This window comes from Pseudomonas mohnii (assembly GCF_900105115.1).
GTDB classification, from domain to species: domain Bacteria; phylum Pseudomonadota; class Gammaproteobacteria; order Pseudomonadales; family Pseudomonadaceae; genus Aquipseudomonas; species Aquipseudomonas mohnii.
Genome location: NZ_FNRV01000001.1, coordinates 382,405 through 402,271, shown reverse-complemented (window position 1 = coordinate 402,271; position 19,867 = coordinate 382,405). Strand labels below are relative to the sequence as shown.

Annotated in this window: 14 protein-coding genes and 1 pseudogene; 4 read left to right on the top strand and 11 right to left on the bottom strand. The window is 59.0% G+C overall.

What is annotated here, in order from left to right:
- Position 1: 1 nt before the first annotated feature.
- The 4 genes from BLV61_RS01730 to BLV61_RS01715 all read left to right on the top strand — a co-directional run bounded on the left by BLV61_RS01730 (position 2) and on the right by BLV61_RS01715 (position 6,497).
- A complete protein-coding gene (locus tag BLV61_RS01730; RefSeq protein WP_047538710.1) occupies positions 2-2,434 on the top strand; it encodes an efflux RND transporter permease subunit in 2,433 nt (810 codons plus the stop codon).
- 435 nt (positions 2,435-2,869) lie between these two features.
- Positions 2,870-4,528, top strand: a complete 1,659-nt coding sequence (locus tag BLV61_RS01725) for an arylsulfatase (protein ID WP_047529497.1) — start codon at positions 2,870-2,872, stop codon at positions 4,526-4,528.
- A 164-nt stretch (positions 4,529-4,692) separates the two neighbouring features.
- Positions 4,693-5,712, top strand: coding sequence for an HAD family hydrolase (locus tag BLV61_RS01720; RefSeq protein ID WP_047529495.1), 1,020 nt, complete (start codon positions 4,693-4,695; stop codon positions 5,710-5,712).
- Positions 5,713-5,762: 50 nt separating this feature from the next.
- A complete protein-coding gene (locus BLV61_RS01715; protein ID WP_090462088.1) occupies positions 5,763-6,497 on the top strand; it encodes a hypothetical protein in 735 nt (244 codons plus the stop codon).
- Positions 6,498-6,813: 316 nt separating this feature from the next.
- Here BLV61_RS01715 and BLV61_RS01710 read toward each other — a convergent pair.
- The 11 genes and pseudogenes from BLV61_RS01710 to BLV61_RS01660 all read right to left on the bottom strand — a co-directional run.
- A pseudogene (locus BLV61_RS01710) lies at positions 6,814-7,074 on the bottom strand (tyrosine-type recombinase/integrase); the annotation flags it as partial.
- A gap of 98 nt (positions 7,075-7,172) precedes the next feature.
- Positions 7,173-7,607 carry a DUF2721 domain-containing protein gene (locus tag BLV61_RS01705; RefSeq protein WP_047538702.1) on the bottom strand — a complete coding sequence of 145 codons (435 nt, stop codon included), beginning with the start codon at positions 7,605-7,607 and terminating at the stop codon, positions 7,173-7,175.
- A gap of 808 nt (positions 7,608-8,415) precedes the next feature.
- Positions 8,416-9,171, bottom strand: a complete 756-nt coding sequence (locus BLV61_RS01700; RefSeq protein ID WP_047529493.1) for an ABC transporter ATP-binding protein — start codon at positions 9,169-9,171, stop codon at positions 8,416-8,418.
- Positions 9,165-10,226 carry a FecCD family ABC transporter permease gene (locus BLV61_RS01695; protein ID WP_047529491.1) on the bottom strand — a complete coding sequence of 354 codons (1,062 nt, stop codon included), beginning with the start codon at positions 10,224-10,226 and terminating at the stop codon, positions 9,165-9,167. Before BLV61_RS01695 ends, BLV61_RS01700 begins: the two co-directional genes overlap by 7 nt.
- Complete coding sequence (locus BLV61_RS01690; protein WP_090462085.1) at positions 10,223-11,404, bottom strand: ABC transporter substrate-binding protein; 1,182 nt, start codon at positions 11,402-11,404, stop codon at positions 10,223-10,225. Before BLV61_RS01690 ends, BLV61_RS01695 begins: the two co-directional genes overlap by 4 nt.
- Before the next feature lie 61 nt (positions 11,405-11,465).
- The gene (locus BLV61_RS01685) at positions 11,466-13,880 is read right to left on the bottom strand and encodes a TonB-dependent receptor (RefSeq protein WP_090462083.1); all 2,415 of its coding nucleotides are present in this window, start codon (positions 13,878-13,880) and stop codon (positions 11,466-11,468) included.
- Between the two features lie 99 nt (positions 13,881-13,979).
- Positions 13,980-14,957 (bottom strand): FecR domain-containing protein, encoded by a 978-nt coding sequence (locus BLV61_RS01680; protein ID WP_090462081.1) that lies wholly within the window; start codon positions 14,955-14,957, stop codon positions 13,980-13,982.
- Positions 14,958-15,473, bottom strand: a complete 516-nt coding sequence (locus BLV61_RS01675) for a sigma-70 family RNA polymerase sigma factor (protein ID WP_047529484.1) — start codon at positions 15,471-15,473, stop codon at positions 14,958-14,960.
- A gap of 83 nt (positions 15,474-15,556) precedes the next feature.
- A complete protein-coding gene (locus BLV61_RS01670) occupies positions 15,557-16,741 on the bottom strand; it encodes an aminotransferase class V-fold PLP-dependent enzyme (protein ID WP_090462079.1) in 1,185 nt (394 codons plus the stop codon).
- Positions 16,742-16,757: 16 nt separating this feature from the next.
- Positions 16,758-18,002, bottom strand: a complete 1,245-nt coding sequence (locus BLV61_RS01665; protein WP_047529480.1) for an MFS transporter — start codon at positions 18,000-18,002, stop codon at positions 16,758-16,760.
- 13 nt (positions 18,003-18,015) lie between these two features.
- Complete coding sequence (locus tag BLV61_RS01660; protein WP_090462076.1) at positions 18,016-19,866, bottom strand: IucA/IucC family protein; 1,851 nt, start codon at positions 19,864-19,866, stop codon at positions 18,016-18,018.
- Position 19,867: the final 1 nt, after the last annotated feature.

Genomic DNA, 19,867 nt, shown 5'->3' with positions numbered 1-19,867 from the left:
GATGGGTCACTACGAACTCGAAACAATGCCGGTCGTGCGCGAGCTCAAGGGCTTCGATGCCCGGTCCGGTAACGTCCTGGAGCGGCTGATTTTCAATAACCGCCTGTGGGTGGTGCTGGCCTGTCTGCTGGTGACCGTGGCGCTGGGTTATTTCGCGGCCACGCGGCTGACGCTCAATGCCAGCTTCGAAAAAATGATTCCGCAGAGCCAGCCCTTCATCAAGAACTACCTGGAAAACCGGCAGGCCTTGCGCGGTCTGGGCAACGCGGTTCGGGTGGTGGTGGAAAGCAGCAACGGTGATATTTTCGACCCGCGCTATCTGGACGCCTTGAAGGAAATCAACGACGAACTGTTCGTGACACCGGGCGTCGACCGTGCCTGGATGAAGTCCCTATGGACCCCGGCGGTGCGCTGGACCGAAGTCACCGAGGAGGGCTTCCAGGGTGGCCCGGTGATGCCTGACTCCTATGACGGCTCCGCGCAGAGCGTGCAGCAGTTGCGGCAGAACATCGCCCGGTCAGGCATCGTCGGCAGCCTGATCGGCAACAACTTCAAGTCGAGCATGATCTTCGTGCCGCTGCTGGAGAAAGACCCCGTGACCGGGCAGGGCATCGACTACCACCGGTTCTCGAAAACCCTCGAGGAAAAACTGCGCGGCAAGTATGAATTCGCCGGCAGCGTACGCGTGGCGGGCGAGGAGGGCAAAGGCCCGCTGAAGATCCGCGTGATCGGGTTCGCCAAGCTGGTGGGTGACCTGATCGATGGCCTGATGCAGGTGATGTTGTACTTCGGCGCCGCCGCCGTGATTGCCACGGCCATCATCTTCTATTTCACCCGTTGCGTGCGCAGTACCGCCCTGGTGATTCTCTGTTCGGTCATCGCGGTGGTCTGGCAGTTAGGCCTGGTTGCGCTGTTCGGCTTTGCGCTGGACCCGTTCTCGATTCTGGTGCCATTTCTGGTGTTCGCCATCGGCGTGTCCCACGGTGCGCAGAAGATGAACGGCATCATGCAGGACGTCGGGCGCGGCACCCATCAGTTGGTCGCTGCACGCTACACCTTCCGTCGCCTGTTTCTGGCCGGGCTAACGGCGTTGCTCGCCGATGCGGTGGGCTTTGCGGTGTTGATGCTGATCGACATCCCGGTGATCCAGGACCTGGCGATCACCGCCAGCCTGGGCGTCGCCGTGCTGATCTTCACCAACCTGGTGTTGCTGCCGGTGTTGCTGTCGTATTGGGGCGTCAGTCGCAAGGCGGCCGAGCGCAGCCTGCGCGCCGAGAATAAGGCATTGCGTGGCAAAGGGATGGGCGCGGTCTGGAGTTTTCTCGACAAGTTCACTGAGCGCCGCTGGGCCACCATCGCAGTGAGCGTGGCGGGTGTCCTGGCGGTGGGAGGGATTGTCATCAGTCATCACCTGAAGATTGGCGACCTCGACCCCGGTGCACCGGAACTGCGCGCCGATTCGCGCTACAACCGCGACAATGCCTACATCACCAGCAATTACTCACTGTCCAGCGACCAGTTCGCGATCATGCTCAAGACGCCGAGCGAAGGTTGCCTGAAGTACGAAAGCCTGGTGGAAGCCGATCGCCTGGGCTGGTTGTTGCAGCAGCAACCGGGCGTGCAAACCACTGTGTCATTGGTCAATGCCGTGCGGCAGATCACGGCCGGTTCCTATGAAGGCAACCCCAAGTGGCTGACCATCGCCCGTAACCAGAACGTGCTGAACTACGGTGCGCAACAGGCTTCGGTCAGCAGCCCGGACCTGTTCAACAATGACTGCTCGATGATGCCGATCGTGGCCTACCTGTCGGACCACAAGGCCGAGACTCTCGACCGCGTGGTGCAGGTGGCCGAAACCTTCGCTCGTGAGCACAGCAAGGGCGAGCGCCAGTTCATGCTCGCCGCCGGCAGTGCCGGGATCGAGGCGGCGACCAATATCGTGGTGCGTGAGGCCAACCGCACCATGCTGTTGTACGTGTATGGCGCAGTGATCCTGCTCTGTTTCATCACCTTCCGCAGCTGGCGCGCGGTGGTGGTGGCGGTGGTGCCATTGATGCTGACCTCAATCCTCTGCGAGGCGTTGATGGTCGTGCTGGGCATGGGGGTGAAGGTTGCCACGTTGCCCGTCATCGCCCTCGGTGTCGGGATAGGCGTGGACTACGCGCTGTACCTGTTGAGCGTGCAGCTGGCGCAGCAACGTGCCGGGTTGTCGTTGACCGAGGCTTACCGCAACGCTGTGGCGTTCACCGGCAAAGTGGTGGCGCTGGTGGGCATCACCCTGGCCGCCGGTGTCATCACCTGGGCCTGGTCGCCGATCAAGTTCCAGGCAGACATGGGCATCCTGCTGACGTTCATGTTTGTCTGGAACATGGTCGGGGCGTTGGTTCTGATTCCCGCGCTTTCGCACTTTCTATTAAAAAACGTGAACAAATAATTGAATGCGACCTGTTGCTCACTTTCTGTCTAAGAGGGTCAGTCTAGATTATCAATATGGTCCAGGTCGCTTAGATCGAGACACTGATCAATGCTGCGTTGAAGGTGATTGGCCGGGAGGTGATCTTCAAGGTTGCATAAGTCGCGAGAGACAGAAAGCGACCCGTTGCACTGCACTGCACTGCCTGATCGAGCTACAAATGCCCTAGAGCCGACATATTCGACGAGCGGTATGAAGGCATCAAACGACACGAAACCTTTCGTACTAGGCTTCGACATTAACCCTGAATAGTGTGTGGGAATTTCTATTTCGAAGTTAGCGAGTCTCCAGATCTGTCCAGGCTGTTGATTGGGTGGTCCCTCGCAGGATCCTTGGCTTGCACTCATCGCGTTGTTGGGTGAGCAAAGGATCAGCTTTTGAGAAAGGAAACCAGGCATGAAAAGGCTCCCATGCTTCTCCAGGTTTTACTTTGCTTGTTCATTGCTGATAGCGATGAACGGTGTTGTCCAGGCAGCACAAACCGAAAAACCCAATATTCTGTTTATCGTCTCCGACGATACTGGCTATGGAGATTTGGGCCCCTACGGAGGGGGGGTAGGTCGAGGCATGCCGACGCCGAGCATTGATGAACTCGCCGCAGAAGGCACCACCTTTTACTCGTTTTATGCTCAACCCAGTTGCACACCGGGCCGGGCTGCCATGCAAACCGGGCGCATCCCCAACCGGAGCGGCATGACCACGGTAGCCTTTCAGGGTCAGGGTGGTGGCTTGCCAGCAGCGGAATGGACACTGGCATCAGTACTCAAAACCGGTGGTTACGACACCTATTTCACCGGCAAGTGGCACTTGGGCGAAGACGATTACGCGCTACCCAATGCTCAAGGTTACGACGTAATGAAGTACGTCGGCCTGTATCACCTGAACGCTTACACCTACGCGGACCCTACCTGGTTCCCGGACATGGATGATGAAACCCGAGCGATGTTTGCCAAAGTGACGAAGGGCGCGTTGTCGGCCAAAGCCGGGGAAAAGCCGGTTGAGGAGTTCAAGATCAACGGTCAGTACGTAGACACGCCGGTCATTGATGGCAAACCCGGTGTGGTCGGCATTCCGTTCTTTGACAACTATGTAGAAAAAGCCACGCTGGAATTTCTCGACACCGCGTCAAAATCCAATAAACCGTTCTTCATCAACGTCAACTTCATGAAAGTACACCAGCCGAACTTGCCGGCACCGGAGTTTGTGCACAAGTCGATCTCCAAGACTAAATATGCCGACTCAATCGTCGAACTCGATACCCGCATTGGCCGCATCATGGACAAGCTAAAAGCGCTGGGTCTGGATAAAAACACCCTGGTGGTTTACACCACCGATAACGGCGCTTGGCAGGATGTTTATCCGGACGCTGGCTACACGCCCTTCCGTGGTACCAAAGGCACGGTGCGTGAAGGTGGCAACCGGGTTCCGGCGATCATGGCTTGGCCGGGTAAAATCAAACCGAACACCAAAAATCACGACATTATGGGCGGCCTAGACCTGATGGCGACCTTCGCCTCCGTGGCTGGGGTCAAGCTGCCGGACAAGGATCGCGAAGGCAAACCGATCATCTTCGACAGCTATGACATGACCCCGGTGCTGCTCGGTACCGGCCCTGATCCTCGCAAAGAGTGGTTCTACTTCACCGAGAACGAACTGTCCCCAGGGGCTGCCCGTGTCGGCAACTACAAGGCGGTGTTCAACCTGCGTGGCGACAATGGCGCCGTGACGGGCGGTCTGGCCGTCGACACCAACCAGGGTTGGAAGGGGCCAACCAAATACGTAGCAACCGTGCCGCAAGTATTCGACTTGCTGCAAGATCCACAGGAACGCTATGACATTTTCATGAACAACTACACCGAGCATACCTGGACGATGGTGCCTATCAGCACAGCAATTGCGAAGCTGATGAAAACCTATGTTCAGTATCCTCCTCGCAAACTGCAAAGCATGAGCTACGACGGCCCGATCGAATTGTCCAAGTACCAGAAATTCCAGTCAGTGCGCGACGACCTTGAAAAAGAAGGCATCAAGATTCAGATCCCAGCTGACAACTGAAACCGCCGTGGTGACCTTGGCCGAGGTCGCGAATTGCATCTCGTCCACCGCGTAATCAGGGGGGATTCAACATCGGTTACCAACCCCTGATTGCGTGGCACCCATGTGTTGAGTTCAGGCCATATTGGCTGAAGGACTTCCCTAAAATCTGACAGGACGTGTCCATGAAAACTGTACGTTCACTTAGATTCCTCTTCATCACGCTTGTTGGCGCGTTGGTGCTCGCTACAAACATCGCCCATGCTGCTGATCCGTTGCCCTTGTGGCACGACGGGATTGCCAAGCAATCCATCGTAGACTTCGTGGAGAAGGTGACAAAACCGGGCTCACCAGACTTTGTGCCGGCCGCTGAACGCATCGCTACTTTCGACAACGACGGCACGCTCTGGTGCGAGCAGCCGATGCCCGTTCAGCTTTACTTCGCGCTTGACCGTGTAAAAGCACTTGCGCCACAGCATCCCGAGTGGAAGACACAGGAACCCTTTAGCTCATTGCTCAAGGGGGATCTGAAAACAGCGCTCGCCGGAGGAGACCACGCCTTACTGGAACTCATCATGGCCACGCATGCCGGCATGACTACTGTGGAGTTTGAGCAGGTGGTCAAGGATTGGCTTGCCACCGCAACGCATCCAAAAACTGGCAAGCACTACACAGAAATGGTTTATCAGCCGATGCTCGAAGTGCTCGCTTATCTGCGCGAGAACGGCTTTAAGACTTACATTGTCTCTGGCGGTGGCATTGAGTTCATGCGTGTGTGGACGGAGCAGGTTTACGGAGTGCCTCCAGAACAGGTCGTCGGCAGTAGCATCAAGACGCAGTTTGAACTGCGTGACGGAAAACCGGTGATAGTGCGATTGCCTGAGTTGAACTTCATTGACGACAAGGGCGGAAAGCCCGTCGGCATCAACCAGTTTATTGGCCGGCGCCCGATTGCCGCATTTGGCAATTCGAGTGGCGATCAAGAAATGCTGGAGTACACGCAGGGCGGCAAGGGCGCGCGGCTTATGCTACTGGTCCTGCATGATGATGCGACGCGCGAATATGCCTACGGCCCGGCTCGCGGACTGCCAGATGTGAAACTTGGTGCCTTCCCTGCCGCGCTAGATGAGCAGGCGAAAAATCAGGGGTGGATCGTGGTCAGCATGAAGGACGACTGGAAACGTATTTTTGCCTTCGACAAATAATTAATGTTAGCCCCCGCCAATAATCTGCAAACGAAGAGAGGAATACAGCCATGCAACTCATGACGAAGAACCTCAAACCTTTTGTGTTGAAAGGCTTGATGGCTTGCGCCTTGGTGATTTTGGGTGCGACTGCGCATGCTCAGCAAGCAACACCTGCGGTCACGGCCATCGACATCCTGCTTGAGCCGGACAATACGATGCTCCAGCACTCGCAAGCCGTGAATGACCGCCTGCTCAAAGTTTTCCCGAAGGGCTTTGCGCTGGACGCCACACACCGCCCCCACATCACCTTGGTACAGCGTTTCGTCCTCACCGAGAATCTTGAAAAAGTGTATGCCGCCGTCGGTAAAGTCTTCGCCAGCACCAATGTGACCGGCCTGAAGTTGGAAGCTATCAAGTATTACTACATACCAGACAAAGACCTTGGCCTCTCGGGCATTGTCATCAAGCCAACTCCCGAATTGATCAAACTGGAAATGCAGGTGATCGACGCGGTGGCCCCGTTCACGGTGAAAACTGGAACCTCAGCCGCGTTCGTCACCGGCGACGTTCCTGAGGTCCTCCCTGCCTTGATCACTTACGTTTCGGACTTCGTGCCTAAGTCTTCTGGCGAGAACTACCATCCGCACGTCACCACCGGCCTTGCACCCAGAGAGTACCTGGACAAGATGATCGCCGAACCGTTTGATACGTTCACGTTCTCGCCAGCAGGTGCGGCGGTGTACCAGCTTGGGCACTTCGGCACGGCAGCGAAGAAACTCCACCAGTTCGATCTGAAACCTTGAGCTGTTTAAGCCATGGAACCAAGCTTCTATTACTTGCGATCCCTATTGGTAAAGGCCGCAGCCATTTCCTGAAATTTCGGCAACAAACGCAACGTCTGCGTCAACAAACACATAGAGATTTAACTTGGACGCAGTGTGCAAAATCAGGATGGCTGGCAGCAGGACTGAAGCATTCAGACGGATTCCCCACGGCTGATGACTGACTTCACTGCCAATTTTGTTTATCGAGAGGCGCTCAAGTTGGGGCAGTACGGGCAATGGATGTCCGCTTTGGGCCGGAAAGCGACGGTCGGGCCCAGACCGTCGCCGTGGATGATTAGACTTCTGTTTGCTCTGCCATTTCTAGAGCATCGTCTACCTCGATGCCCAAGTACCTGACAGTGCTTTCGAGCTTCGTATGACCAAGCAACAGTTGAACTGCTCTCAAATTCTTGGTCCTGCGATAGATCAAAGATGCTTTGCTTCGCCGTAGCGTGTGGGTACCGTACATCGTCGGATCAAGTCCAATGGCTGTTACCCATGCTTTGACTATTCGAGCGTATTGCCTGGTGGAGAGATGATCTGAGCCATGCAATCGCCCATAGCGGACTATCAGAGATGTCCCGAAGTCAGGGGGAATTCGTCGTGTCAGGAGGTAGTGCCTCGGGGGCTCCGGACATCAAGAATTTGAATCGGTCAAAGGTGTTCATCCGCCGCACTGACACTGATTTTAGCTTCTTGGGCGAAGCGAAACAGACCTACACCTAGGAAGAATGTGGCGACTATAAAAAGAAGGCCGGCACCATAGGCGTACTTGAAGCCCATGAACTCAGTTAAAAAGATGATAGCGAGCAGCAGGGTGGCGCAAAGACCGCCGCGCAGAGAAGACAGGATTCCAGCGTTCAATAAGTTAGCCCGCCGCCTCAATCTCTCCAGATCAGCCCTGAGATGCGCACGCCTCGGGTCGTCTTCGGGGATCGCATTGAGTACCCGTGTACGGTCGATGACAGCTGATAATCTCGAAGTCATTAACGAAACGAACGCAGCTATTGCACCGAGGAAAAACGTCGGGGCTGTTGCTTGTGAAAAGATCTGCGACAACCGCACAGCGTCAGGAATGAATTCGTTCAATTTAGGGATCACCCAATAGTAATAGTTTGAGTATTTGCAATTCTCCATTTGACATATTCGCGGTCAAAAGGTGGGGTGCACCCTGTTATCAGGTAGGGGACTCAGTACAGTCTTGGGGGTCGAGTTTTGCTGACAACAGGGCACCAACGTCAGGCTAGGCCTGCAAGTTGGTCGGAGCGCCCTGTCGTACAGCGTAGAGCAGCTCAGGAGACTTTCCACAGTGAGTATGCGGACAGTCTGGAAGAACCGACTTTTTCAACACAATCGGCCGTTTTCTGCCTGTCGTGATCGGCTCAAAACGACCCATAAGAGACATTCACCGCATGGTGTAGGGGGCTGCGGTGCTGTGTATTGGGGACGGTTAATGGCGTAAGAGTAAAATCACGCGGGAGATTGTTCCTTTTTCCAGCGTTGACTCCACCTCGATTTCCCCGCCATGACCTCCCACAATCTGAGCCGCTATGAATAGTCCCAGCGCTATTCCCTCACGCCCTGGGGAGCCGTGCCGTATCGGGCAGTGCGTACGGAAGGCGTGGCGCGAGGGCGGGTCTGGCTGTGCTGGGGCGGCGTCCGAATGGACGGCGCCAGACGCTCAGCGGGATTGAAAAAGCAAAGCCCCGGCGGTTCGCAATCGCCGGGGCTTCTATTTTCCCCCACATCCCTTAATGCATGGAGAACGTGGGCGCAATGGTATCAACGCCAGCGCAATGAATCACTCCGACTAACGACTACACAACTCATCTATCCAACCCGACGCGGGCGATTTTTTTCGCCTGAAGAAAAGTCATGACTGGCCGCACATCCGACGTTAAACGATGTCGTCGATAAGAATGTGATGCAGTCCGCGACTACATTGTTCTATTCGCGCTTCGACCTTGTAAACGTTGCGCAACATTTGCTCGGTAATCACCTCGAAGCTAGGGCCGCTGCCTTGCGCGGTGCCCTCAGCGATGACCAGCACCTGATCAGCAAACCGCAGTGCCTGATTCAAATCGTGGATGGCGATGAACACGATCACCTCGCGTTGGCGGGCCAGTGTGCGCATGAAGTTAAGCACCTGCACCTGACGATGCATGTCCAGGGCGCTGGTCGGCTCGTCCATCAGCAGGATTTCTGGCTCGCGCACCAGGGTTTGCGCGATGGACACCAACTGCTGCTGCCCGCCACTGAGTTCACCGAGGTTGCGAAAGGACAATCCGGTGATGCCCAACGCCGCGAGAATCTCATCGACCAGTTTCAACTCATCATCGTGTACGACCCAGCCCGGCGTCAGTTGCTTGCGCGCCAGCAGCACCGACTCATACACCGTCAACCGCGCACTGGCGTTCAGGCCCTGCGGCATATAGCTGATGCCTGTCGGACCTTTTTTCGAGTCCTGCAAAATCACCTGTCCGGGTCCGTCGATCAGCCCGGCGATGCGTTTGAACAGCGTCGATTTGCCAGCGGCGTTGGGACCGACCACGGCGACCACCTGACCGCCGGAAAATACGGTAGACGACACACCGCTAATGATCTCGCGCTGCCCATAGCGGGCACCGAGATTGTCCAGCTGCAGCTTCACCATGCGTTTTTCTTCCCGCCGAGAATCAGAGATATGAAGAACGGTACGCCGATCAGCGACGTGACCACGCCGATGGGGAATATCGCGCCGGGGATCAGGGTTTTGCTGACCACCGAGCTGGCCGAGAGGATCAATGATCCGGTCAGCAACGAGGCGGGCAGGAAGAAGCGCTGGTCTTCACCGATCAACAGGCGGGCGATGTGCGGGCCGACCAGTCCGATAAAACCGATGGTGCCGACGAACGCCACGGGAAACGAGGCCAGCAGGCTGACCATGATCAGTGTCTGAAAACGCAGCCTGCGCACGTTGATGCCGAAACTGGCGGCCTTGTCGTCGCCCAGGCGCAGGGCGGTCAAAGCCCAGGCGCGTTTGGCGAAGATCGGCAAGGTGATGAGGATCACCAGACAGATCACCCCGAGTTTTGGCCAGGTGGCTTTGGTCAGGCTGCCCATCGTCCAGAACACCACGGCGGCAACCGCTTGCTCGGTGGCGAAGAACTGCACCAGTGCCAACAGCGCGTTAAAGGTGAACACCAGTGCAATGCCGAGCAGCACAATGGTTTCGGCGGTGACGCCACGACGCATGCTCAGGAAATGGATCAACAGCGCCGAGAGCATGGCCATGATGAACGCATTGAGCGGCACCATGAATTGCGCCGCCAGCGGGAACAGCGCGACACCGAACGCCAGTCCCAACGCGGCGCCGAAACCGGCGGCTGCGGAAATGCCCAGGGTGAACGGGCTGGCCAGCGGGTTGTTGAGGATGGTCTGCATCTGTGCGCCGGCCAGTGACAGCGCCGCCCCGACGGCAACGGCCATCAGCGCCACCGGTAGACGAATGTCCCACATCACCACGCGAACCTGCGTCGATGCGCTGTCCGGCGAAAACAACGCGCCGATGACTTCGCTGAAGCTGTAGCTCGCCGGCCCCAGCGCCAGGTCGAGCAGCACACTGCATGACAACAGGGCCACCAGCCCCGCAAGGATCAAGCGCTTGCGCAACACCAGGCGGCGATAGGTCTCGCGCTGTACGACCACGGCGTCAGTCAACGAACTCATGGTTTGACCTCCGGTTGCGGCAAGCTGACAAAGTAGCCGGACTCATAGGGCACGGGCAGGAAGCGTTCATGCAGTTCGCGAAATGACGCCTCCGGATCGAGATCGGCAAACAGTTCGGGATGGAACCATTTCGCCAATTGCTGGATGGCCACGAACTGATAGGGGCTGTTGTAGAACTGATGCCAGATGGCGTGAAACGCCTGGTTGTCCTGAGCCTTGATGCCGGCGTAGGCCGGACGCTGTGTGTACCAGGCGAGTTTTTTCCGTGCCAGGGTCATGTCGGCGCCAGGACCGACGCCGACCCAATGGCCGCCGGGGGCAAAGGCTTCCCAGTTGGCGGTGGTGATCACCACATGGGCCGGGTTGGCGACAATGACTTGCTCGGGATTCAACTGGCCGAACGTGGTGGGAATGATGCGCCGGGCGATGTTGTTGCCACCGGCCATCTCGACGAACAGACCGAAGTTCTCGTTGCCGAAACTCAGGCAGCAATCATCGGTGTAGCCACCGATTCGCTCGATGAACACGCTGGGACGCGGTGGGTGATTTTTCTCGATGACGTCGGTGACGCGATGAATCTGCCGGTTGCGGAAATCGATGAAGGCTTCGGCGCGCTGTTCCTTTGCGAACAGTTGACCGAACAGGCGCATGGTCGGCTCGGTGTTCTGCATCGGGTTGTTACGGAAGTCGACGTACACCACCGGAATGCCCAGCGCGTCGAGCTTTTCGATGTAGCGTGCATCTTCAGTGGCGTGCTGTGCCTCGATGTTGAGGATGATCACGTCCGGGCGCTGGGAAATGGCCTGCTCGATGTCGAAGGTGCCGTCTTCAAAACCGCCGAAGGTGGGGATTTTGGCGATGCCGGGAAATGTGCGCAGGTACGCGTTGTAGGTGTCCGGATCAGACTGGATCAGGTCCTTGCGCCAGCCGACGATGCGCTCGATCGGGTTTTGCACGTCAAGAGCGGCGACCAGATACAACTGTCGACCTTCGCCAAGGATGACGCGCCTGACCGGCAGGTGAACCTTGACCTTGCGCCCCAGCAGATCGGTTACCTCGGTGCGCGCCGTGTCCGCCTCGGCGGCGTGCGCAGGGCGCGGTACCCAGGAAAACAGCCCCAGCAGTCCTGCCAGTAGCAGTGCAACCCATGCATAGCTGCGTCTATCGAAAATCACCATGGTCAAAGCCTTTGCAAAGTCAGATCGGTCAACGGTTCACACCGTCAGCCGGCTGAACGTTTCAGAAATCGACAGTTGCCGACAGTAATAAAGTGCGCGGTGAACCTTGGGAAAACGCGCCGTAGGAGGCCACGCCCGACCAGTACGCCTGGTCGAACACGTTCTGCACGGTGGCGCGAAACGTGGTCGGTCGCTCATCGATGAGCGTGGTGTAGCGCGCGCCGACGTCGAAGCGGGTCCAGTCATCCAGTTTCTGGGTGTTGGCCTGGTTGACGTACTGGCTACCGGTATGGATCGCGCCAGCGGTCAGCGTCAGTCCCTCCAGCCACGAGGTATCCCGTTCGGCCCACAGGTTGGCTTGCACTTGGGGTACGCCAACCGGTTTATTGCCACGGTTGCCAGCCACCGAGGTTTTGCTCAGTTGCGCATCGAGCAGGGTCACGCCACCGAGCAGTCGCGTGCCTGGGGCGACTTCGCCGAACACATTCAGCTCCAGGCCGCGATTGCGCTGTTCGCCCTGTACCGCAAACACCCCGGAGGCCAGTTCCCCGCTGGGTTTGGTGATTTGGAACAGGGAAAGGGTGGAGGTGAAGTTGCCGTAGTCGGCCTTGACGCCGAGTTCGTGCTGACGGGAAACGTAAGGGGCAAAGATCTCGCCGGCGTTCGAGGCGGTGGACGGTGCAATGTCGCCCTTGCTCAGGCCTTCGATGTAGTTGTAGTAAAACGAAACGTGATCCCAGGGCTTGATGACCACGCCGTACAGCGGCGTGGTCCGGCCATCATCGTAGGACGTGGTGACCATTCCGGTGGCGTTGTAGTTGTCGGATTTGATGTTCTGCCGGCGTACGCCGACGGTTAGCTGCACCCGGTCATCGAGCACCGACAGTGTGTCCACCAGCGCCACGCCGGTCAGTTCGCTTTCGGATACTTTCGGCGTGTCCGGCTTGGGGATGTACGGCTTTGGCCGATCCACCGGGTGATAGATGTTCGACAGGATCGGCGCGCCGGAAATGATCCCGCGCGACAGCACATCGCGATAACGGCTGACTTGCAGGGCGGTGCGATGACTGACCGGCCCGGTGTCGAAACGCAGGCGTGCACCGGCGTCGAGGGTGTATCGCTCGACTTCGAACTTGTAATAGCCGGGAATCGACGACGTATCGCCGGCGGCATTAATGAGGTTCGGCGTCTGGTCGGACATCCGCGCGACATCCGACTGGCCGCCGCCGGCGTGGGCGAAAACAGTCAGTGCGTCGCTCACGTCGTATTCGCCACTGAGCAGGGCGGATTTGTCCCGGGTTCGCGACCAGCCCCATGCCTGGCTCACATTGATACGGCCATTGGCCGCCGAGGGAATGTCCACGCCCGAGGCGATCAGGAAGGGGCGCGAAGCAGCGTCAAAACGTTCTTCCTGATTGAGCCAGTCGAAGCTGGTACGCAGGCGTTCGCCTTGATAGTCAAGGGACAGGGCACCGATATCGACATGCCGCGATTGATCGTCGATCGCGGTGTTGCCCAGTTGGGTGCTGCCATTGAGGCGCAGGCCGAAGCGACGTTCTTCACCGAAGCGTCGACTCACGTCGAGGTGCCCGCCAAGCTGCGAGTCCATGGCGTAGCTGGCGGTGAAACGGGTCAGGTCTTCATCGAGGGAGCGCTTGGGCACCACGTTGATGACGCCGCCGACTGCGCTGTTGGGCGACATGCCATAGAGCAGGGCACCGGGGCCTTTGACCAGTTCGATACGCTCGGCGTACTCGGTGAATACCCGGTAGTTGGGCGCGACACCGTAGACGCCGTCGAACGCCAATTCACCGAGGTTGCCTTCACCGACGGGAAAACCACGGATGAAAAACGAGTCGACGATGCCCCCGGTCTGCCCCGTGGAACGTACGGAGGAGTCGCGCTCCAGTACATCGCCGACGGTGACGGCCTGTTGATCCTTGATCAGCGCCGAGGTGTAGGTGCTGACGCTGAACGGAGCATCCATCACGTCGGTATTGCCGAGAATGCCCAGACGGCTGCCGCTGGCCACCTGGCCACCGACATACACCTGCGGCAGAGCATCGGCGCGTTGGTCGGTACCGATGACTGCCGTCTCATCCAGCGTCACCCGGCGCTGCACCAGCGTGTAGCTGCCATCGCTGTGCAACACCATGTCCAGGCCACTGCCGTCCAGCAAGCGAGTGACGGCGTCTTGCGCGGTGAAATGGCCGATCAGTGCAGGGCTGGTCAGGCCTTCGGTCAGGGAAGGCTCAAACGACAGCGCAATACCGGCCTCGACGGCAACGCTGGAAAGGGTGGCGCCCAGCGGCCCGGAGGGAATGTCGTAGGCACGGACCGCGACAGAGTCCAGTTGGACAGGCACGACGGCCAAGGCAAACGGGCAAACGACACCGATCAGGACAAGGCTGAGCAACGTACTGCGAATCACTGGTTTGAACTGACGATCCGGGCGCAGGAGGCGTGCAGCAGGCATGAATGGATGGACCTATAAACAGGACGGTAAAGTGCTTCTCCCCCATAGCCAGTCGAGATCAAAAAAAGTATCACCGGTGCGGCAATATTTTTCGGCGACTCAAGTGGGGGAAAGCATGACCCAGAAGCCATTCAAATGGCCGCTGACATGGATCGGGTAGGTGTGCGCCAGCATGTTCAAGGTGCGCTGGGTGTCGCTGATGGGGTAGGCACCGGAAATGCGCAGATCGGCAATGGCCGGGTCGAGGCGCACAACACCACGGTGATAGCGCGTCAACTCGTCGACGAAGTCAGCCAGGCGCATCTTGTCCGCCATCAACATGCCTTGCGTCCAGTCGCCGGCGGAGCGGTCGGCGACGCTGACCTGGCCGAAGGTGCTGGAAGAAAAATCGGTGCGTTGCCCGGCACCGATGATCAGCGGTGTTCCCTTGCGATCTTCTGCCAGATCCACCTTCACAGCGCCTTCCAGGACGGCAAGGCGAGTGCGTGATTGCAGTTCGCGAACGGTAAAGCGCGTGCCCAACGCTTGCAGGCGGCCCTGGCGGGTGCTGACCAGGAACGGCCGGGGTGACGGTGAATTGTCCGGCGCGGTCTGCACCAGTATTTCGCCTTCGCGCAGGTGTATATGGCGTTGGTTGGCGTCGAACAGCACGTCGATGGCAGTGTCGGTGTTCAGGGTGATTTTCGAACCGTCGGCCAGGGTCAGTTCGCGTCGCTGGCCGACAGCGGTGCGATAGTCGGCCGACCATTGTCGGGACTCTGCGAGCTTCCAGCTGGCCCAGCCAACCGGCAGGATCGCCAGGATCATGGCCAGTTTGCCCAGCGCCGCACGGCGTTCCGGGCTGTTTGGGCGGTCAAGCGCCGACATCGCCAGCGACGGTGGCAGCCCGCCGAGTTTACTCTGCAACAACTGCGCTCGCGCCCAGGCCCGGCCGCGCTCGGGGGTGCTGGCTTTCCAGCAGTCCCATTCGGCGCGTTCACTGTCACTCAGTTCGCCCTCACTCAAGCGGATCAGCCAGTCGGCCGCTTCTTCCAGGGCCTGTTGATCGGGGGGCGGCGCGTTGCGACGTGTGAGCATTCATTCCACCAGCAACAGGCATTGCACGAAGGCTTGCTTCATGTAGCGTTTGACGGTGATCAGCGAGACGCCCAGTTGCGAGGCAATGTCGTCATACTTCAGGCCGCTGATCTGCGAGAGCAGAAACGCACGTTTGACCAGTGGCGGCAGCGCGTCGAGCATCGCGTCGATTTCGTGCAGGGTCTCCAGAACCATGAAGCGCGACTCCGGCGAAGGCACTTCTGGCGCAGGCAAGTGAGAGAGGGCATCCAGGTAGGCGCGTTCCAGGGCCTTGCGTTGATACCAGTTGACCAGAATGCCCTTGGCCACGCAGCTCAGGTAGGCGCGGGGCTGTTCGATGACGGTGACCTGGGAGGCGAGGATACGGGTGAAGGTGTCCTGCGCGAGATCCGCCGCGTCCATGGCGTTACCCAGTTTTTTTCTCAGCGTCGCGTACAGCCAGCCGTGATGGCCGCTGTACAGGGCTTCGATCGCGCGCAGGTGATGGTCGTTATTCGCGGGAAGGGTTTCGCTCATGGCTGCAGCTTTATGCAATTGAGAAGTATTCCCAATTCTAGTTTGCAACCCGGCTGCGACGCAAGCGCCGATTGGTATCCCCGTCAGGCGCTCGGCAGACAGCTCAGTGCGGCGATCATCGTGTCGATTTCCGCTTCGGTGTTGTAGGCATGAAGCGAAGCGCGATTGACCTCCAGCAAGTCCCTGTCCTGCATATCGATCAAGGTCGAACGGAAGGTCGAGGTCGTCACGTTGATGCGCTTGTCCTGTGCCGCCAGCCACTGTTGAACCTGCGCGGCGCTGCTGCCCTGATGAGTGAATGTCACGATGCCTGATGTGAGGCTGCCGACGTCGCGCGGTGTGACGCCCGGGATATCCGCCAGGCGCTGACGCAGGTAGGCGGCCAATTGTTGAATTCGCAACCACATGGGGTCCACGCCCTGGGCCAGTGCGTATTGCACCGCCGCACCCAGGCCCAGTTTGGCGGCGACATTGCACTCCCAGTTCTCGAATCGGCGGGCATCGGCGCGGATTTCGAAGGTATCGGATGTCTGCAGCGATGCGGCGTGCAGGTCGAGAAAGACCGGTTCGAGGTTCTGGCACAAGGACCTTTCGACATACAGGAATCCCATGCCCCGCGGTCCGCGCAGGTACTTGCGGCTGGTGGCCGCGAGCATGTGGCAACCGATTTTCTGCACATCGATCGGCATCTGTCCGACCCCCTGGCAGGCATCCAGCAGAAACAGCACGCCGGCAGCGCGGGCCAGGGCGCCAATCTGTTCGACCGGTTGCACGGGACCGCCGTTGGTGGCGATCACGGGCAAGGCGATCAACGCGACGCGCTCGTCCTCGAGCATTGTTTTCAGTGCCGGCAATGACACTTGGCCATGCTCATCGTTGGCAATGACGCGGATTTCAATGCCGCGCTGCTGCTTCAGTTGCAGGTAAGGAATGTAGTTGCCGGCATATTCGGTGGTCGAGGTCAGCACCACATCGCCCGCTTGCAGCGGCAATGAATAAAAGGCCATGTCCCAGGCGCGGGTCGCGTTCTCGATCACGGCGATTTCGTCCGGCTGAGCGTTGATCAGCCGGGCGATGGCGCCATACACGTTTTCCAGTTCGGCCGAACATTGCGCGGCCGCTTCATACCCGCCAAGGCGTGCTTCGAGCTGGAGGTGGCGGGTCACGGTGTCGATCACCGGCGTCGGCATCAGCGCCGCGCCGGCATTGTTGAAGTGGATCAGTTGCGCGACAGCGGGCGTATCGGCGCGCAGTTGTTCAATGTTCAAAGCACGAACTCCTTGATCAATCCCCCGGCGGGGCATGGCTCGGTTGCATGACCGCCGGCCAGTGGCGCAGCGCGACAATCGGGATCAGCGCCACCCCATAGGCCAGACAAACGAACAGGTAGGTGTATTGCAGACCGTAAACCTGACTGAGCAAGCCCCCGGCTGAAATCCCCGCGATGGAGGCAAATTGCGCCGTGCCCTGGGCAATCCCCAGCACGTGACCCTGTTGCGAGCTGTCGGCGGTTTTTGAGATCAGCGCCATCAGCACCGGCGTGGTCGCACCGAGCAGCACGCCCCAGATGAAGTAAGCGACAACAAATACCAGCGGATTACGCGTGATGCCCGCCACAGCGGTCAGGGCGATGCAGCCGAGCACCACGTAAGTCAGGCGATGCAGGGTTTCCTGCTGGCCACGGTGTTCGAAATAGCGCGACCAGGCCGTGGCCGAGAGAATGAAGCCCAGCGCCAGCAAGCCGTAGCACAGGCCGACCACCGAGTGGCTGACCTCGAACACCGAGCTGACATACAGCGAGAAGGCGGTCTGCGGCAGCATCCGCGCCAGCAGCAGAATGCCCATCACACCGAGCAACGACAGCAGTGGCGAGCCCTGCCACACACTGCCTGAACGGCCGGCGGGAGTTGCCTTGTCGGCGGCCGGGGCTTTCTTCACCGGCGGCACATCCGGCAAGGTCACGGCGGCGATCACGGTGCACACCGCACACAGTGCCGAGGCGATGATGTTGATCCAGAAGAACGTCGCGTAGTCGAGGATCAATCCGCCGACCACGGCGCCGAGCAACGAACCGACATTGGTCGAGATCTGCAGGATGGCGAACAACCGCGCCCGCCGCGAAGGGGCCTCGATGCTGACGCCATAAGCCTGTGCCGGGGCGATGTAGCCGGCGAACGCGCCTTGCAAAAAACGCAGGATCAGAATGACCCAAATGTCGCTGAACAGCGCCAGCCCCAGTTGGGTCAACGACAAACCGGCGAGGGCGCGGATCATCATCAACTTGTGGCCGTAGCGATCGCCGATGCGGCCCCAGAATGCGCTGGTCAGAATAATGCCCAGCATCGGCCCGACGTACACGGCGATGCTGGCGAAGCTGAAAACCGACTCCGAAGTGGTCAGCCCACGCAGGTGGACAGGCCAGAACGGCCCGCTCATTTCCATCGCACCCATCGATACCAATTGGATCGCAAATAGAAGATAAATCAGGATTCGTACTCTTGAACCCTGGATGACACCTGCATGGGACATGAGTCAGCCTCGGTTAAACGCTAGCGAGCGGGTTGGTCAGGGTGTGTTGCAAACGATAGTTGCTGTATTGCATCAAGTGCATGCGCAGCAACGACCGGGTTGGCCATGGGTCTTCGACGAACGCCTTGTGTTCGACCTCCCACAATGCCGGCGACACACGGTGGCGCACAGCCTCGAAGGCCAGGTCGGTTTCTTCGCGCAACACTTCCCACAGCCGTGTGTTGTTCAACCCGTATTCCTTGGTCAGCCACAGCGCCATCTCGTGCAGATGCGTGAGGAACGCCGCGTCGAGCACGAACATGCGCACCGGCTCGATATCCCCGGCGAACACCGTCGGCAGAATACCCGGCTGTACGTGGGGCTGCAGGTTGTAGCCACGCTCTTCCAGTAACGGAGCGTACGTGCGGCCATCGCCGAAATCGCGGATCAGGAGACTACGTGCTTTGCCATCGGGGGAGAACAGCACCATGGTGTTTTGCTGATGCGCTTCAAGGCCGATGCCATACATCAGATAGATCGCCACCACCGGGTGGGTCACCACGGTGGCGTACTCACGGAACCAGTGTTCAACCTGGATGGGGCTCGCCCGCACGCCGTCGCGCTCGATCAGATCGGTGAACAGCGGCCGACCACTGCCGGGCAAGCGGGTGAACAGTGACGCCACGGTAATCGGCAGCCAATCGTCGGCGCGCTCGAACGCTGGCTGGCTGGCGCGATAGACCACGGACAGATGGCGGCCGGGATGATCGTCCTGAGTGATCGCGTTCCTGTAACGCACGCCGATTTCTTCCGGGAAGATTTCCAGACGCTGATCGAAGCCGTTTTCCGCCTCAAGAATCCTGGTGATCACCGTGCTGATGCGCGGCCCCATGTGAATCGACTTGGCTTGCAGGCTGCGCAGCTCACTGGTCATCCACACGGCGATCGGCAGCTTGATCAGCGGCGCGCAGTCGTCCAGCACCGGCATCATAGTGCGATAGGACATGGTCGGCAGGGTGGCGATATCGGGCCCGTCGGTGATCAGAATCCCCGCTTCGATTTCCGCCGCGAACGTCTTCAGTACGTAGGTCTGCAGGTGCCAGGTGTGTATCGGCAACGGCAGCCACTGGCGTTCATCCAGCCCTTTGCTGTTGAGCGAGGCTTTCCATTGTTCCCATTGCGCCGGGAAATGGCTGGCGAACCAGTCGTGGTAACTGGTCACGTGCGGCATGCTCTCGCTTTTCGCGTTGTCGGCGCGCAACGAGGCGATACGTAACGGCACTTGGGCATTGAACTCGGGGGACAGTTGCTCGACTTCGGCATCGGTCAGGCCCGGGCGCGATTTCCAGGTCGGGTAGTACGGATGACCTTCCAGCGAACCCCACTGGTCGAGCAGGATCGCGGCGTCCTTGGTGTTGGCCTGCTGGCGCAGGTAGTCGGTGAAACTGGCGAAGCCGTGATCCCCGGCGGCCTGTTGCAACCGGGCGTTCCATTGCTGGCGATACTGACGGGCGTGCGCGTCATTGGTCAGGCTGTTTTCCATGTCGGCCTTCAGTCCGGCCACGCCTTCGTCGGTGGGTTCGAAGTCGAAACTGTCGCGCAGCACATCGAGCATGTCCTGATGGCTGGTGATGACCTGGCGCAAGCCTTCGTCAGTGACCAGCACCACGTCACCGTCGTTGACCACGGTGTCGGCCGGACCGTTGGCGATGTCGGAAAAGGCCAGGTGAGCGCGGCCGCCCTTGAGTGGGTAAGTGGCCTGGTTGCCCTCGTCGGAAAAGCTCAGGGCCGAACGGTCGAGGATATTTTCGGCAAAAAGGCAGCGAATCAAACGTCGCATCGCGTTTTGGCGGGAGTAGGCGATCAGTGTCTTGAAGTCATCCATA

Excerpts from the sequence above, each read along its gene's own strand:
- BLV61_RS01730 (WP_047538710.1), top strand. The coding sequence starts at position 2 with ATGGGTCACTACGAACTCGAAACAATGCCGGTCGTGCGCGAGCTCAAG.
- BLV61_RS01725 (WP_047529497.1), top strand. The coding sequence starts at position 2,870 with ATGAAAAGGCTCCCATGCTTCTCCAGGTTTTACTTTGCTTGTTCATTG.
- BLV61_RS01720 (WP_047529495.1), top strand. The coding sequence starts at position 4,693 with ATGAAAACTGTACGTTCACTTAGATTCCTCTTCATCACGCTTGTTGGC.
- BLV61_RS01715 (WP_090462088.1), top strand. The coding sequence starts at position 5,763 with ATGCAACTCATGACGAAGAACCTCAAACCTTTTGTGTTGAAAGGCTTG.
- BLV61_RS01700 (WP_047529493.1), bottom strand. The coding sequence starts at position 9,171 with ATGGTGAAGCTGCAGCTGGACAATCTCGGTGCCCGCTATGGGCAGCGC.
- BLV61_RS01695 (WP_047529491.1), bottom strand. The coding sequence starts at position 10,226 with ATGAGTTCGTTGACTGACGCCGTGGTCGTACAGCGCGAGACCTATCGC.
- BLV61_RS01690 (WP_090462085.1), bottom strand. The coding sequence starts at position 11,404 with ATGGTGATTTTCGATAGACGCAGCTATGCATGGGTTGCACTGCTACTG.
- BLV61_RS01685 (WP_090462083.1), bottom strand. The coding sequence starts at position 13,880 with ATGCCTGCTGCACGCCTCCTGCGCCCGGATCGTCAGTTCAAACCAGTG.
- BLV61_RS01680 (WP_090462081.1), bottom strand. The coding sequence starts at position 14,957 with ATGCTCACACGTCGCAACGCGCCGCCCCCCGATCAACAGGCCCTGGAA.
- BLV61_RS01675 (WP_047529484.1), bottom strand. The coding sequence starts at position 15,473 with ATGAGCGAAACCCTTCCCGCGAATAACGACCATCACCTGCGCGCGATC.
- BLV61_RS01665 (WP_047529480.1), bottom strand. The coding sequence starts at position 18,002 with ATGTCCCATGCAGGTGTCATCCAGGGTTCAAGAGTACGAATCCTGATT.
- BLV61_RS01660 (WP_090462076.1), bottom strand. The coding sequence starts at position 19,866 with ATGGATGACTTCAAGACACTGATCGCCTACTCCCGCCAAAACGCGATG.